11 protein-coding genes are annotated in these 15,423 nt (G+C 62.2%); 8 read left to right on the top strand and 3 right to left on the bottom strand.

The window, feature by feature from the left end; genetic code table 11:
* Nucleotides 1-473 precede the first annotated feature (473 nt).
* The 8 genes from rpmH to LFT45_RS22255 all read left to right on the top strand — a co-directional run bounded on the left by rpmH (nt 474) and on the right by LFT45_RS22255 (nt 6,223).
* Nucleotides 474-611, top strand: coding sequence for a 50S ribosomal protein L34 (gene rpmH / locus LFT45_RS22290; protein ID WP_003800212.1), 138 nt, complete (start codon nt 474-476; stop codon nt 609-611).
* Nucleotides 612-651: 40 nt separating this feature from the next.
* Complete coding sequence (gene rnpA / locus LFT45_RS22285; RefSeq protein WP_236805935.1) at nt 652-1,077, top strand: ribonuclease P protein component; 426 nt, start codon at nt 652-654, stop codon at nt 1,075-1,077.
* On the top strand, nt 1,070-1,465 hold the full coding sequence (gene yidD / locus LFT45_RS22280; protein ID WP_236805934.1) for a membrane protein insertion efficiency factor YidD: 396 nt from the start codon (nt 1,070-1,072) through the stop codon (nt 1,463-1,465). The genes rnpA and yidD overlap by 8 nt, the downstream gene beginning before the upstream one ends.
* A 16-nt stretch (nt 1,466-1,481) precedes the next feature.
* Nucleotides 1,482-2,453, top strand: a complete 972-nt coding sequence (yidC, locus tag LFT45_RS22275; protein WP_236805933.1) for a membrane protein insertase YidC — start codon at nt 1,482-1,484, stop codon at nt 2,451-2,453.
* On the top strand, nt 2,453-3,016 hold the full coding sequence (locus LFT45_RS22270) for a Jag family protein (RefSeq protein ID WP_236805932.1): 564 nt from the start codon (nt 2,453-2,455) through the stop codon (nt 3,014-3,016). Before yidC ends, LFT45_RS22270 begins: the two co-directional genes overlap by 1 nt.
* Before the next feature lie 19 nt (nt 3,017-3,035).
* On the top strand, nt 3,036-3,686 hold the full coding sequence (gene rsmG, locus LFT45_RS22265) for a 16S rRNA (guanine(527)-N(7))-methyltransferase RsmG (RefSeq protein WP_236805931.1): 651 nt from the start codon (nt 3,036-3,038) through the stop codon (nt 3,684-3,686).
* 85 nt (nt 3,687-3,771) lie between these two features.
* Nucleotides 3,772-4,824 carry a ParA family protein gene (locus tag LFT45_RS22260; protein ID WP_272912730.1) on the top strand — a complete coding sequence of 351 codons (1,053 nt, stop codon included), beginning with the start codon at nt 3,772-3,774 and terminating at the stop codon, nt 4,822-4,824.
* A 67-nt stretch (nt 4,825-4,891) separates the two neighbouring features.
* Nucleotides 4,892-6,223 carry a ParB/RepB/Spo0J family partition protein gene (locus LFT45_RS22255; protein ID WP_236805930.1) on the top strand — a complete coding sequence of 444 codons (1,332 nt, stop codon included), beginning with the start codon at nt 4,892-4,894 and terminating at the stop codon, nt 6,221-6,223.
* Nucleotides 6,224-12,072: 5,849 nt separating this feature from the next.
* Here the strand turns inward: LFT45_RS22255 and trxA are convergent.
* From trxA to LFT45_RS22240, 3 genes are all read right to left on the bottom strand, one after another.
* Entirely contained in the window at nt 12,073-12,399 is a 327-nt protein-coding gene (gene trxA / locus LFT45_RS22250; RefSeq protein WP_111903149.1) for a thioredoxin, read from the bottom strand.
* 38 nt (nt 12,400-12,437) lie between these two features.
* Nucleotides 12,438-13,394, bottom strand: coding sequence for a thioredoxin-disulfide reductase (gene trxB / locus LFT45_RS22245; RefSeq protein ID WP_236805929.1), 957 nt, complete (start codon nt 13,392-13,394; stop codon nt 12,438-12,440).
* Between the two features lie 276 nt (nt 13,395-13,670).
* Nucleotides 13,671-15,392, bottom strand: a complete 1,722-nt coding sequence (locus LFT45_RS22240; protein WP_236805928.1) for an ABC transporter substrate-binding protein — start codon at nt 15,390-15,392, stop codon at nt 13,671-13,673.
* Nucleotides 15,393-15,423 lie beyond the last annotated feature (31 nt).

The raw sequence follows: 15,423 nt of genomic DNA, 5'->3' as shown, positions 1-15,423 counted from the left end.
CAAATTTGGTTCCTCAAAGCTTGCTGCCTGCATTACATGCAGCCGCAAGCCCGAAACCAGGGTGCTGGCCCGGCTTAATCCACAGGGTTATGCACAGTCCGTGGATAATCGGCTACTGAGACACTCTAGGGGATGAAAAGCCTAGAAGATAGCTGGGAAGTGCCTTGTGGATAATTACACGGTTGTGGTTCGAAAACGGCGATCGCGAGCCGCTTCATCCACAGGTTCGGCACCCCGTTAGCCACAGCTGGGGAAACACGCCCGATGGCCTGCCGGTTTGACTCCCGGCGGCGTTTTGCCCTAACGTTGTGGAGTCCTTTGTGCCTGCTTTCTGACCCCATTTTGGACTTCCGGACGCTTCACGTGTTCCGGGAAAATCCAGGGGAAGCAGACACATACAAAACTTAGCGTCGGCCAGTTCTTCCCCTTTACTGATCGGGTGGGCGCACCTTTGATCCACTGGAGTAACTAACGTGAGCAAGCGGACTTTTCAGCCGAATAACCGCCGTCGGGCCAAGAAGCACGGCTTCCGCCTTCGTATGCGCACCCGTGCCGGCCGTGCCATTCTGGCCGCCCGCCGTGGCAAGGGCCGCACCGAACTGTCGGCATAAATACTGACTTGTCGGTCTTCTTCCTTCTGCGAGATTAGCGGTGCTTGCCACCCGGAACCGCCTGAGGACTTCAACCGATTTTTCAACAACTGTACGTTCCGGCGTCCGCAATGGACGCCGGAACGTAGTGTTATATACGGCAACTATTGGAGCCGACGAACCAAGCCGCATCGGCTTCATCGTTTCCAAGGCTGTCGGGAACGCTGTTGCCAGGAACCTCGTTAAGAGGAGACTTAGAGAAGCCGGCGCTGTCTCGCTGCGCGAGTACGGCACCGGATTCGCTATTGTGGTGCGTGCTTTGCCGGCCTCCGCAACAGCCAGCTGGGATGAACTCCTGGCGGACTACAACGCTGCCTTGGCAAACACCATGAGGCGGCTGGCTGGCCGCCACCCGGGGGTAACCGGAACAAGGCCGGCCGGAACGCGACCGGACGGAACAACACAGGAGGGGACACAGCGTGCTTGACCCGAGTGCCGCCGTCGTCCGTTCCCCCAAGTCCGCAGCAGCGGCTGCGGGCAAGTTCATCTGGAACCTGCCCCGCAATATCCTCATTCTTCTGCTCCTGGCCTACCGCAAGGTGATTTCTCCCTTGTACGGCCAGGTTTGCCGCTTCTTTCCCTCCTGCTCGGCCTATGCGCTCGAAGCCATCACCGTGCACGGGGCGGTCAAGGGAAGCTGGCTGGCGGCCAAGCGCCTGGTGCGCTGCCACCCGTGGAATGCCGGCGGCGTGGACCATGTCCCCGCCGGTCATCGCGAATGGCCCGAACACCAGACACCCACAATTGTTGTGCTGAACAACCCGGACAAGTACCTGGCTGCTCAGACTGATGGAGAAGGCCGCGCTGCGGCCTGACGAATAGGGATATCGTATGGACTTCTTTGAAACAATCATGTTTCCGTTCAAATGGCTTGTGTCCATCATCATGGTGGGCTTCCACGAAGGCCTCAGCGCCATCGGCCTGCCTGAGGCATCCGGATGGACCTGGACGCTGTCCATCATCGGTCTGGTGCTGGTGATCCGTGCCGCCCTCATTCCCGTTTTCGTCAAGCAGATCAAGGCTCAGCGCGGCATGCAGCTCCTGCAGCCGGACCTGAAGAAGCTGCAGGACAAGTACAAAGGCAAGACCGACCAGCTCTCCCGCCAGGCAATGGCGCAGGAGCAGATGGCCATGTACAAGAAGCACGGGACCAACCCGTTCTCGGCCTGCCTGCCCATGCTGATCCAGATGCCGTTCTTCTTCGCTCTGTTCCAGGTGTTGTCCGGCATCAGCTCAGCCAAGACCCAGGGTCAGGGCATCGGAGCCATGAGCCAGGAACAGGTAGTGCAGTTCGACGAGTCGAGCATTTTTGGGGCTCCGTTGTCTGCTGCCCTGCTGCACGGCGGTGTCGGGAACGTCGCCGTCGTCGTACTGAGCATCCTGATGATCATCGCCATGACGGCGTCACAGTTCATCACGCAGAAGCAGATCATGGCCAAGAACATGTCTGAAGAGGCCATGGCCAGCCCGTTCATGCGCCAGCAGAAGATGATGCTGTACATCCTGCCGCTCGTATTCGGTGTGGGCGGCATCAACTTCCCCATCGGTGTCCTCATCTACTGGACCACCACCAACCTGTGGACCATGGGCCAGCAGTTCTTTGTCATCCGCCGCATGCCGACGCCGGGATCCCCCGCCGCCAAGGCCCTCGCCGAGCGCCGTGCCGCCAAGGGCCTTCCGGCCCTTCCCATCCTGGGCGGCAAGAAGGCTGATCCCGAGGCGGAGGCCGCTGCCGCCGCTGCGGTTGCCGAGGCCCGGACGCAGCGCATTCAGCCACAACGCAAGAACAGGAAGAAGAAGTAATGTCTGTTGAGAGCTCTGAGCACGCACTTTCCGCTGAAGCCGGCGAAGACCAGGACTCCGTTGCCGCTACCGTAGATGCGGGCAAGGGCACGACGGCAAGCCGCCTGGAAGAAGAGGGCGATGTAGCCGCCGACTACCTTGAGGAACTGCTCGACATCGCCGACATCGATGGCGACATTGACATCGAGGTCCGCAACGGCCGCACCTACATCTCGATCGTGGCCGAGGAAGAATCTGCCGGGCTGGATAGCCTCGTCGGGCGGGACGGCGAGGTCCTGGAAGCCCTGCAGGAGCTGACGCGGCTGTCCGTTCTTTCTGCGACGGAAAACCGCTCGCGCCTGGTGCTCGACATCAACGGCTACCGGAAGGAACGCGCGGGCCACCTGCAGAAGATCGCTGAAGACGCCGTCGCCTCCGTCAAGGAAAGCGGCGACGCTGTCGCGCTGGAGCCCATGAGCGCCTACGAGCGGAAGATCGTCCACGACGCCGTCGCCGACCTTGGATTCGTCAGCGAGTCCGAGGGCGAGGGTGCAGGCCGGCACATCGTCGTTTCCGCCGACTGAACCGTTGGCTGACTTACTGATGGTTGAAATGACGGCAGCCGAGCGCCAGGCGGCGGAGAAGATTTTCGGTGACCGCCTGGGCCTGGCTGAACGGTATGTCGAACACCTGGCGACGTCCGGGACCGAACGCGGGCTTATCGGCCCGCGGGAAATCCCCAGGCTCTGGGGACGCCACGTCCTGAACTGCGCGGTGATCGAAAGTGAGATTCCCCAGGGCAGCCACGTGGCCGACGTCGGAAGCGGCGCCGGCCTGCCGGGCCTTTGCCTGGCTATCGCCCGCCCCGACCTCGAACTGACCCTCATCGAACCGCTGGAGCGCCGGGTGATCTGGCTGCAGGAAGTGGTTGACGATCTCGGTTTGAGGAACGTCACCGTGATGCGCACGCGCGCCGAGCTCGCCGTAGGCATGGTGACGGCCGACGTCGTGACCGCCCGGGCAGTGTCCGCCCTGAGCAATCTTGCAGGCCTCACCATTCCCCTGCTTGGCGGCGAGGGTGAAGTCGTGGCGATCAAGGGCCGCAGCGCCGCCGATGAGATCGACAAGGCGGCTAAGGCCATCCGCAAGCTTGGTGGCGTGGAGACGTCAGTGGTCACTGTAGGCCAAGACCTGCTCGAGGAGCCCACCACGGTGGTGCGCATCGTAGTAAAGAAGTCCCAAAAGAGGGCCTAGCCCCGCAAGGTGCCGCGGGTCCTTAGGGTGTAGCGGTTAGGCTAGAGAACGGCAGTGAAGGCCGAACGAGAGTGAGTGTGTCCCAGTGACCAGTAGCGAAACCTCCACGCAGCGGATCCCCCCGTTCGTGTCTCTGGGGTCGGCGCGTGCCTTTGGCGTATCACCGGTCGCTACGACACTAAATCAGTCCAATCCGGTTGCAAGTACGAGTACTCCCAAGGTTTCACGTGAAACGGCAACCCGAGGCAACGTCCTAGACACCCTGGATGACTCGAGCCCCATCGCCCGGGAACTCGCGCATGAGAACAGGAGGCGGGAACGGCTCCTCGGCCGCAACCTTCCGAAGCCGGAGAAGACACGTATCTTCACGGTCTCAAACCAAAAGGGTGGAGTGGGAAAGACCACAACCACCGTCAACATCGCCGCAGCGCTGGCGGCCGCCGGCTTGAACGTCCTGGTCATCGACATCGACCCGCAGGGCAACGCGTCCACGGCCCTGGGCATTGAGCACCATGCCGACGTCGACAGCATCTATGACGTATTGATCAACGATCTGCCTCTCGAGGACGTCGTGGCACAGTGCCCGGACATCAGCAACCTCATCTGCGCCCCGGCAACCATCCATCTGGCCGGCGCCGAGATCGAGCTCGTCTCCCTGGTGGCACGGGAGCAGCGCCTCCGCCGCGCCATCGATGTCTATGCCAAGGCGCGGCAGAAGAAGGGCGAGCAGCGTCTCGACTACATCTTCATCGACTGCCCGCCCAGCCTGGGCCTGCTGACGGTCAATGCCTTCTGCGCGGCCGGCGAGGTCCTCATCCCCATCCAGTGCGAATACTATGCACTCGAAGGACTGAGCCAGCTGCTGAAGAACATCGAGATGATCCAGAAGCACCTGAATGCAGAACTGGAAGTTTCCACGATTCTGCTCACCATGTACGACGGACGCACCAACCTGGCCGCCCAGGTGGCGGCTGAAGTCAGGCAGCACTTCCCGGAGCAGGTCCTCGGCGCCGTCGTTCCGCGCTCTGTGCGGATCTCCGAAGCGCCGAGTTACCAGCAGACCGTCATGACGTACGATCCATCCTCCAGCGGCGCGTTGTCCTACCTGGAAGCCGCAGCGGAAATCGCTGAGCGTTAGAATTTTCCAAACACAGCAACAGCCGGAGCCCGGCATAGCCGGGCTCTTCCGATGGAGGGAATCATCCATGAGCGATAAGCGACGTGGGCTCGGTCGCGGTCTTGGCGCACTCATCCCAAGTTCCGCGTCCGCAAGCGCTTCGGGTAACGGAGCAGCTCCGTCGCGCCCTGTGGATCTGTTCTTCCCCGAGGCGCGCAAGACAGCTGAGCCTGTACCGGCCGTTGAGCCGGACAAGCCGGAGCTCGACGAAACACCTGCGCGCCGGTCCGGTCGGAAGGCTTCGGCCGAGGCAGATGCTGATGCCGGCGCCAAGGATGGTTCGGATGCGGTGAAGTCTTCCCCTGCCAACTCCAATGCGAAGACCGCCGCTTCCAGGATCGGTGCTTCCGAAGCTGGCGCGGGTTCTGCAAAGGCCGGGGCGGCTATGGCCGACAAGGGTGCAGCGACGTCCGAGGCCGCTCGCTCGGACAAGTCTGCCGCGGATGTGCCCAAGAACGCTGCCGCTTCTGCCCAGGCTGCCGCTGCCGGGGAGAACGTAGACTCCGCTACTGCCTTGGACAACGGCGTTGATCTCGTCGAGGTGCCGGGCGTCCGTTTTGCGGAAATTCCTGTCACGGACATCCACCCAAACCGTAAACAGCCACGTTCTGTCTTCGATGAGGACGACATGGCGGAGCTCGTTCACTCTGTTCGTGAGATAGGCGTTCTCCAGCCAATTGTGGTACGTACTTCAACCGAAAAGGGTGGAGAACCGTACGAACTGGTGATGGGTGAGCGCCGGTGGCGGGCAGTTCAAGCCGCCGGGCATTCCACGATCCCCGCGATCGTCCGCGACACGACGGATGATGACCTGCTCCGTGATGCACTTCTGGAAAACCTGCACCGCAGCCAGCTGAATCCGCTCGAAGAGGCCGCTGCCTACCAGCAGCTGCTGGAGGACTTTGGCACAACGCACGAGCAGCTTGCTGACCGCATTGGCCGTTCACGTCCGCAGGTATCCAATACTCTGCGGCTGCTGAAGCTCCCGCCGCTGGTGCAGCGTCGCGTCGCCGCCAATGTGCTGTCTGCCGGCCACGCCAGGGCCCTGCTTTCGCTTCCCGACGCAGCGTCAATGGAACGCCTTGCGCAGAAGATTGTGGCTGAGGGCATGTCGGTCCGGGCCACCGAAGAAGCGGTCACCCTTCACCGCGAACCCGCGACGCCGGCGAAGAACAACATTCCCCGCCCGGGCGCACGTCACGAACGGCTGGATTATCTGGCCTCCTCGCTCTCGGACAGGCTCGACACCAACGTGAAGATCTCGCTAGGAGCACGTAAAGGCCGTGTGAGTATTGAATTCGCTAGCGTTGAAGACCTCAACCGCATCATGGATGTCCTCGCGCCGGGCGCGGAAAACTAAAGTACCTCTGTCGACAAGGGCCCGTTCAGGTGAACGGGCCCTTTTCTGTATTCGCGCGCTCTGTTTGCTTAGCGGTTTCTAGCGACGGTAATGCGGTAGATGCCGCGGTTGGGCTTTGCGCCATCTGTCTTGGTCGTGCAGTCAAGGTCAATTGAGCTGCAGCAAGATGGCTGCCGGTTAGTGAGCTACGGACCCGATTGTCGCCTTGCTGGACCAATAGAACCATGTAGGTGTAGGAGAAACCTTGCTCAGGAGTTGGGCGTATTGAGGCGACACTCGGCGGAACTCATGTTGGCTTCGGCCGGAATGAGCTCTTTCCTGCTTCATCTGGCGTTCGGCCAACCGTAACTGTCTGCGACTCCTGGATGCCGCTCTTCGTCCGGTGATGGAGCATGGGTTCGCTTGTACATGAGAACGTCAAGCGTTCCGGCGGTCCCGTAATAGCCTGCTGCTCGGCGCTTTTCGAGAAGGACTTTGCTCTAGAGCGTAGGCTTGCGCGGTGCTAGATGCCAGGGAGACACCTGCGGTCCTTTCAGGACCTTCTGATCGTTCCTGCACTCATTCTGCCGTTTACTATGTTGCCGTCCCTTGGCGTGCGCCCTGCATGTCCTTGGCGGAGTGAAAGGTGGAGGGTGTCGTCGTCCTTTTCTGCTGCGTGGCATCAGTCGTTGAGCCGGCACCGCCATCGGGGCGCTGTTTCACGTGAAACTACACCGGAACCAGGCCAGCAGGGTTGCCGAACCTCCGCGCAAGCCAGCATTTCTTGGGGGCCTTGGTGTCCCCCTTCTGAAACATCCGGCACGACAAGTGCCACACTGCATTCGCTTCGGCTGTATTAGGTGCCGTCCGCACGCTCCGAACCCGGCGAGTTGATTGAAGACCGCAGAAGGATTGGAGTTCAATCTATATCCAATCTCATTGCACTGCGGCGGTAAGCAAAGCTGTCCTTAAGATGTGGTTATTACCGTGTTGCCCAACAGCTGCACGCGGTGGGCGCGCAGACGTGCTCCCCCGGTTCCAATGGGCTACTCTGTCCGGTTCACGGCAATCATCTCATCGATCACCTCGCTGCGCTCATCAATTTCGTGAGCCAAGGATGGAGGCGCGATGGCCCCTGTAACGGCAAACCTCACGTGTGGGGAAACGCTCGCCTGTACCCATAAGGTGGTCGGCGGCACCGCAACGCAGCGTACACTTCTCGGCAGATGTTTCACGTGAAACGGGACAACTTCCTAGCAACACATTTGTGAACCAGGAAGAGGTCTAAGATCTGCCGCATGCCCCACTTCTGCCCGGCAGCGGCCTCCAGAATCGATATCCGACGTGTCTTGGTGAGTGTTGCGCAGTAGCAGAGCACCGCCCTTCGGCCGGCTGGCAAGCCAGTGAGCGGGTGCGGCAGACTCCTCGGCGCTTGCGGCCAGGCACGTCAGCCCAGAGGCCCGAGGAGGCAGCGGAGCCATCGTTAGTAATCGTGGAACCGAGGGCCACTACGAGAACTTAGACCATAAGAGGATCGTGTGCGGCAGGTTCCGGAATTCTCCTGATCCCGGGGTGGTAGCCCCCCATGAGAAGTGCGTGCCGCAGGCGATTCCCGTCCGAAGCTAGCCTGACTGGCGGTCCTAGGTAGGCGCACTTTCAATGTGGCGAAGGCGGTTGGGGCAATACGGCCTCCTGGCGACATCCGCAGACGTGCGCCCCTCTCTGCTGTCCCCTGGGGAGCTACAAATGCTCCTCTACGGTACCTCCGCTGCCCCCATGGCGAAGCGTGGGCGGAAGGGTGGTTTCACGTGAAACGTTCTGGTGCGGGTCGTGTGAATGAGCGCCGGCTGCCCGGGCAACCGCTGCCTCAAGTAGATGCTTGGGCTCGCATTGGGAGCTACGTAGCCCTTCGCGGTGAGGGTTCGGGCCCGTGGATGTGCAGAGGTCCAGACGCGCATCAGTCACCGGCACCAACGGAAGAGACCATGGCGGATCATGCAACGGTGTTTGACGGCCCCGGGTCGTGAGGGGACGGACAGAAATTGCAAGGAATCGGCCTGCGCATTCGCCCACCCCTTGTGTGCTCCCCCGGCTTACGAAATCGGATGGTGATCTGGTGATCTGCTTGTGGCTGATGCATCAGTGGCAACCACCCGGTCGGGACTATGTTTCCTGAGCTGCCACGAGAGTCGGCCTGGCTGGAGCAGTAGGCGGCCAGCCGCTGGGCGGAGGCGGATGCTGGCGCGGGACGATGTCCGTCACAGGATCGATGAGTGCTGTCGGACTGGGTGAAAAACAGGATCCCACGTTTGTTCCCACAGCCCCGCAGGAGCTGTTGATGAGCCGGTGGATAACTCTGTGGATAACTCTGTGGGTATCCGGGCGGATATCCTGGCCGCGCACTCTTCCGCGTACTGCGTGCGCTAGCTGGCTCTGACCCCAGGGGCATACTAGGGCGGGTCACGCTCGCCTAGTGTTTCACGTGAAACTGGAAGATGACGGTTGGCCCACATCATCCACTTCGCTTTCTTGGTGGGTTAGCGGCCATTCATCGAATGGTATTGGTTACCTAGACCAGTGACTTAGTGCGCAAACAGGCCGCCGCGCCGGATGACCGCCTATCGGAAAAGTTGATCGGCGGGCCGGTGGCGGGACGTCGCTCGAGGCCCAGCTGGTGTGAGGTCCTTCACCGGCTGCGCCGATGTGTCCCAACGCCGGAAAGATGGCTGTGGATAAGCATGTGGATAGCGCTGTGGATAAGACTGTGAATAATCTCATTGTGAGACTTCGTACATCGGCGGATGACATCCCACTGCTCACTCGCGAGTGGGCCACTTCAATGCCGCCGACGGCGCTTGTGGCGACGATTTCGGACCGGGGGCAGCGGAGAATTTGCGCCCGACGCTTTTCCCCTCCGCGGCCTGGTCGAGCGAGGGCCCAAGCTAGGTGCGTCGATCTAATCACCTGGCATTTCACTGCCTTTAGATGGCTGTACAACAGGCGCTGTAGTAGGGGCCCAAGGACTCCATCCCCGACAGCTAGAGTGGTCGGACCAAAACCGCCATCGTCTTCCCTTCCTTCGTCCTCGAAGGATGACTCTGGGCTGCAGTCGAAACACCCGGAGCCTGGGCCGCGCAATGGCCGGGCTCCAATCGGACGTCCTCCGTTGTCTATTGTTGGGTTCGATAGCGGCTGTCTGTACGTTCGTGCATTGGAGCTCGTACGCACGACACCAGAACAAAGGCAGTTCAGAACGAGCCCGTGGCTGCCCTTCGCACGTTCACACTCGATTCTCATCCAGCTCGCCGGCCGCCGTGCCGGCCGGGTCCGAGGGCACGCGCTGCACTAAACCCGCGCCGGGAGCCTAGTAGTAGCTAGCATGGCTATACTGCGCGGTTCGGCTTCCACAGTCAGGGAGGTCGGCAATTGACCCTGAAGTCTGTAGAGGACCGGGCAGTGATGACCCAGGTGGTGCGTAGAGATCAACGTTGACGTGAGCAAGCTGCATACGCATCTGTGCGAAGAGGAGAACCGGGCGGGGCCGCACCGGGCGTCCCGAACCTCAACCTGGAGCAGTCCAGCCAAGTCGGGTCCCGCGGATGGCGCAATGCGAATTCCATCGCACTCCCCGTTGTGGACCACCGTTCCGTGCCGTAGGACAGGGGCGGAGACGAGCAGTATCGTTGCCAGGCTGCGCGGGCACTGGATTCCCATCCCTCCTGCGGTCCTAGTGGTACTACGCACCCGAGGCCAGCTGCCGCCTACTCATGGTTTCACGTGAAACCCCCCAGCCTGTCCCTGCACCAGAATCGGGCGGATGCCGGAAGGTGTGGTGCAGGGTGTTCCCGGGATGCACCGTTCGCCTGACTGCGCATGTCAACCGGCATCGAACGCGACGGTATCCATCTGTATTTGATAGCCCACAATGGACATCAAAGTCTGCGCGCGGATTGGTTGGTCTCGGTATGCAGTGACGCGTCACTCTAACGACCCTTTTAGGTTGCTTCTGGGCACTAACAATGCACAGGGCTCGAGAGGGACCACCCCTAGAACTCAGTCCAGGATGGGTTGCGGATACCCTCGTGCGGTTCTGCTCGCGCGTAGTCGTGCCACGATGCGTAACGCGAGTTGCGGCATTTCACTTGAAGCATTGGCATCGGGATGCGGCGCACCGATGCCGTACGGCTCAACGTTTCACGTGAAACACTGCAGACGATCCGCCGGCACCGAGGAGCCGGATATCCGGGTGTCGGTTATGGCCTGGCGCCTACAGCATCAAGGCCCACCCCGGGTGGCGCAGTACATTTGGCCGCTACGCCGGCCGCGGGCCCGAAATCGTGAACCGCAAGTCACCGAGAACAGACTCGGTCGGCTCCCGGTTTCGGTGCTGCGCTGCTACAGGTCCCGGCACGAGGACAAGCAGGCCTCAAGGTACCGGCGGAATCCAGACCTCAACTTGTTTGCCCGTTGGCCCCAGTTCGGCACTACGCGGCGGCAGTGCGACTGGTGACCGTACGACGACCGTCGGCCTGGACGCATGCCAGTTCAGGCCGTAGACCTATGAGTAGCGGCTTGGTGGGTCAGGAGGCGAGGCGGATCGCGGTTCCACTGAGCAAGCTTTGCGCCCTGTTGGGAGTATAGAAATCATGTCGGACGCGCACGCTTATGGGGCGAATCGTGGTGGTTCCGCGTCTATGCACCTGTCTCGAGTCCGATCGGTTCAGCACGATCATCCTTGTACAACCGCCGTGCGGCTCAACGGTTACATGGCACCGTGTTCAGTGACCTGCACCCTTGGCGTCGGCTCATGGAGGCGTGGTTGGCGTGGTTACAGTGCTGGAGAATGAGGATAACCGCGCGCATTCTTCAGGGCATCCGCGCTGCGCTTGCCGCAGACAGACACGTCCGAAACGCTCTCGTGCACCGTGCGGCTTCGAATCCGCCGTTCGCAGATCCCGACGGCGAGGAAAAGAGGGAGCGCTGCGATTCCGCGTGTTCCGGGCTTGCGCGGCTGTATGGACGCAGCATACCGGGGCCATCGCCCACTCCCCTGTGAGGCCGCAAACCCAGACATTCACAAGCGCCAAAAGCCCTTGGCGCACGGTCAATGTTTCACGTGAAACAGAGGCGCCTTGTGCACCGTGCCTGGCTGGAACCTGACGGTACGGCTGGCGGCAGGCAGGGTTTGCGGCCTCAGGTGAGGCGCGAGCGTCGTTCTCGCCCGCACTGCGGCCCTAGGGCTGCGCCGGAGGCTATCAGTAACCGGGCGGCGACACTCCGCTCAAAGGGGTAAACACTAGATGGGACGTCCGTGGCGTCGTCGTGTCTTGCCCCAGGCTTGGAGGGCGCACACAGACAGGCGGGCACAACACAGGCGTCGTCCAAACGGAACCATCCCTGCCGTGGCTGGTCACACGCCTAGGCGGCCGGTTGCACTGACGCGCACGCGGAGCTTTCCACGTGCGTTGGTTCTCGCTTACGCTGCCCCGTTTCACGTGAAACGTCTTCCTCTGTGCAGCCAGCCAAGCCCGACATTTGGGCTGTTCGGCACGAGGGGCGGTAGGGCGTCGTCGTCGAGTGGCACGAATCTGAAACGAGCTCGGCACGATACGCCACGGTTTGGTGGCGTATTGGCCACAAGTCGCCGATGCCGCGAATGCGGATGTCTGACGGATTCTGAGTGAGGAACACCGTAGAACGAGATCGCGAAAGGTTTCCTCCGATCAGCAGCACGCTAGGAAGCGCCCACGGGGCCCCCGAGAAGCACCTGAAGAACAAAAAGGTGGCCATCACTCCCCTAGGAGCAATGGCCACCTTTTAGCGGCACCGTGACTGGCGTTGCCTGTCAGGTATCCCGTCCGGCGTTGAGGCTAGGACAGGACGTCCGCGAATTCCTTTTCGAAGAACTGCTTCGGCTTGGCACCGATGACAGTGCTTTTCACTTCGCCGCCCTGGAACAGGTACACGGCAGGAATGGAGGTGATGCCGTACTCGGCGGCGATGGCAGGGTTGTCATCAACGTTCACCTTGACCACGTTGACCTTCTCGCCGTACTCGACGGAGATCTCATCCAGGATGGGACCCAGCTTGCGGCACGGACCGCACCATTCCGCCCAGAAGTCAACGATTACCGGCTTGTCGGCGGCGAGTACGTCGCTGCTGAAGCTTGCGTCTGTTACGTCTTTTGCGTTGCTCATAACCCTTGTCTCTCTCTTGGAATGATTCTCAGCGCCGGTCAGGCGTGAAGGTCTGCGAGGTAGTGCTCAACATCGATCGCTGCGACACAGCCGGAGCCGGACGCGGTGATGGCCTGGCGGTAGGTCGGGTCCACAACATCGCCGGCGGCGAAGACGCCCTTGATGCTGGTGCGGGAGCTGCGGCCCTCGACGGCAATGGTCCCGGCGTCCGTGATCTCCAGGCTCTCCTTGACAAGCTCAGTGCGCGGGTCGTTGCCGATAGCCACGAAAACTCCGGTCACGGCGAGCTCTGACTCGGTGCCGTCGACCAGGTTCTTCAGCTTCAGGCCGGTGACTTTGTCCTCGCCGAGGACGTCCTCGACGGCGGTGTTCCACACGAAGTTGATCTTCTCGTGGGCCTGCGCGCGGTCTCCCATGATCTTGGAGGCCTTGAGCGTGTCGCGGCGGTGAACCACCGTTACGGACCTGGCGAATTTGGTGAGGAAGAGCGCTTCCTCCATGGCCGAGTCGCCGCCGCCGATCACGGCGATGTCCTGGTCCTTGAAGAAGAAACCGTCGCAGGTTGCGCACCAGCTGACACCGTGGCCGGAGAGCCGCTTTTCGTTGGCCAGGCCGAGCTCGCGGTACGCCGAGCCGGTGGACAGAATGATGGCGCGGGCGCGGAAGGTCTCCCCCGTTGCGATGGTGACGGTCTTGACGTCGCCGTCGAGATCGAGGGCGGTGACGTCCTCAAACTGGATTTCGGTGCCGAAGCGCGCAGCCTGTTTTTCGAAATTCTCCATGAGGTCCGGTCCCATGATGCCCTCTGGGAAGCCAGGGTAATTCTCGACGTCGGTGGTGTTCATGAGCTCACCGCCCGCGGTGACGGAGCCAGCCAGAAGCAGCGGCTTCAGGTTGGCACGGGCCGTGTACACGGCAGCCGTGTAGCCTGCGGGGCCGGAGCCGACGATGATGACATCACGTACTTCTGACGCGCTGTTTTCTGCGGTGCTCACTGAACGGTGAACCTCTTCCTTTGTCGATGCGCCAGCCTTCCGGCCGGCCACATGGCACAACTGATTGGCAGTGCGGAATATTCCAAACGCGTTTGCAGGCAGGCAGAAACGCCCGTGCCTGCAGGAGAACACCGCCACGGGACTTTCCACAAGGGTACCGTCTCCGGCCACCCAGGCCATGCCGGTTACGCCTCGGAGGAACATGACCGCTGAGGTAGTGCCCCTTATTGCAGGGTGTCCACTATTGGGCTGTGTCCTCGTATTGGGCTGTGTCCTCTACTGGACCTTGATCTCCGCGAGCCGCAGGCCGTAGCCAAAGCGGGTCTTCGGGGCTGCGAGCTTTGGCAGGTTCTTGATCGAGACGATGACGTACTGGGCAGTCACCGGTTCGGCCAGCGGCATGGTGAGGTCAGGCGAAGTGAAGCTGTTGGTTCCCACCTGCTTTGCACCGTCCAGCGACGGGCGGTCGTTGGTGAAGACCGTGATGTTTCCGCCCGAGGCGCCCAACTGGTTCAGCGTGATCGAGGAGACCTTGGAAGGGCTCTTGAGCTTGACCACCAGCGGGACACCCTCGGGAGCAAGACCGCCCCAGTCCTCGGTGGCAAATTCCATGTCTGACCAGTAGCTCGCCGCGTTTCCATCAGACGCCTTGCCCAGGTCGCCGTCGTACGTCGAAGCGAAATCAAAGTTGCCCTGCCGGGTGATTCCCTCGATGGCCGGCGGCCCTGCCGCCGGGGCGGTGCTTTGGGTCGGGGTACCGGTACTAGGTTTGGTGGCGGCCGACGGCGGTGCGGTGGCTCCGGGGGTTGCTTCCGATTGCGGCGCACTCTTGAAGAGGCTGCCGAGGTTGGTCACGGCAAAGATGAGTCCGACGATCAGGACGGCCGCGAGAAGGCCGCCCACGAGCCAACGCATGGAACGCGGCTCCTTCTGGGGCTCGTCGTCTTCATCGTCGTAATAGTCGGCTGCGGGAGCAGCGCCGGTGCGGCCGACGGGAGGGAAATTGCCTGCACGGCGGTCCGGCTCGTGCGCGTCGCTGCCCTCGTCGTCATGCCCGTCTTCGGGGACGTAGTCGTAGTCGTTCTCGGACCACAGCGACACCTTGGATGAGCCGCGGCCGTCGCCGGAAGCCCCCGTGGACGCTGCGGCCGCAGCACCTGCATCGGCGGCTCCGCGTGCGGCCTTGCCGGAGCGGTTGTTCTCGCGCTGCAGGAGCGCCTGCTCAACGTTGTCGTGCTGGACGGCCTCGTGGCCGGCGTCCTGCTCGTGGCCCCTGTCCGGCTGAACAGGCTGGGGCGCAGTGGTCTGCGGGACCCCCTGCCGGGTTCCCCGCGAAGCGGCCGCGCCGGCGGCCGCACCAGCGGCACCGGCGGCCGGCCCCGCGACGGGGTGGGCAGCCGGAAGCGGCGGCACAACGGGAGCCTTCCGCACCGGTGCTGTGGGTGCCTGCGCAGGCGCCTGCTGCCCGCGCCCCTGCGGACCCGGTGCCCCGTGGCTGGACGGGCCGCCGGCAGGGGCCGGGGAGGTGGCGGGGTACTGCCCGCCCGGCCCGGACTGGCCTTCGCTGTAGTTGATGTACCCGGCTTCGACCTCGTCGTCTTCGTCGTAGGTTTCGGGTTCGTGGGAGCGCGCCCGGCCGAAGATCTCGCTGCCCAGGGTGTCCGTGAAGAAGGGCTCCACGTAGGGTGGGTTGGAAGCAACCACAAGGTCCAACAGGTCAGCAGCGGACGTGTGGTTGGTGATCAGGTAGGTCGTGGCGTCGCTGACGCCAAGGTCCAATATCTGTACGTTCCCGGGGCGCTCCCCCGTGGCCACTTCCCGGGCACTTTGGGCCACTTGGTCGGCGTTGTACGGGCCGGCCACCAGGATACTGACCGATCGGTTCAGCACCTGGTCCACACCGTCCAGCACCAGATCCTGGTCATGCGAGCTCAGCACTGTGGCCGTGACCTTGTAGCGGCCGCCAAGTACTGATCCGACATCGATCGGGTGGGACACGTGTTCCTCCTAGCCTGTCCGGGAAATGCTT

The sequence above is a fragment of the Arthrobacter sp. FW305-BF8 genome (assembly GCF_021789315.1).
Taxonomy (GTDB): Bacteria; Actinomycetota; Actinomycetes; order Actinomycetales; family Micrococcaceae; genus Arthrobacter.
The sequence above is the reverse complement of the archived record's forward strand: the minus strand, read 5'-3'. Positions and strand labels throughout refer to the sequence as shown.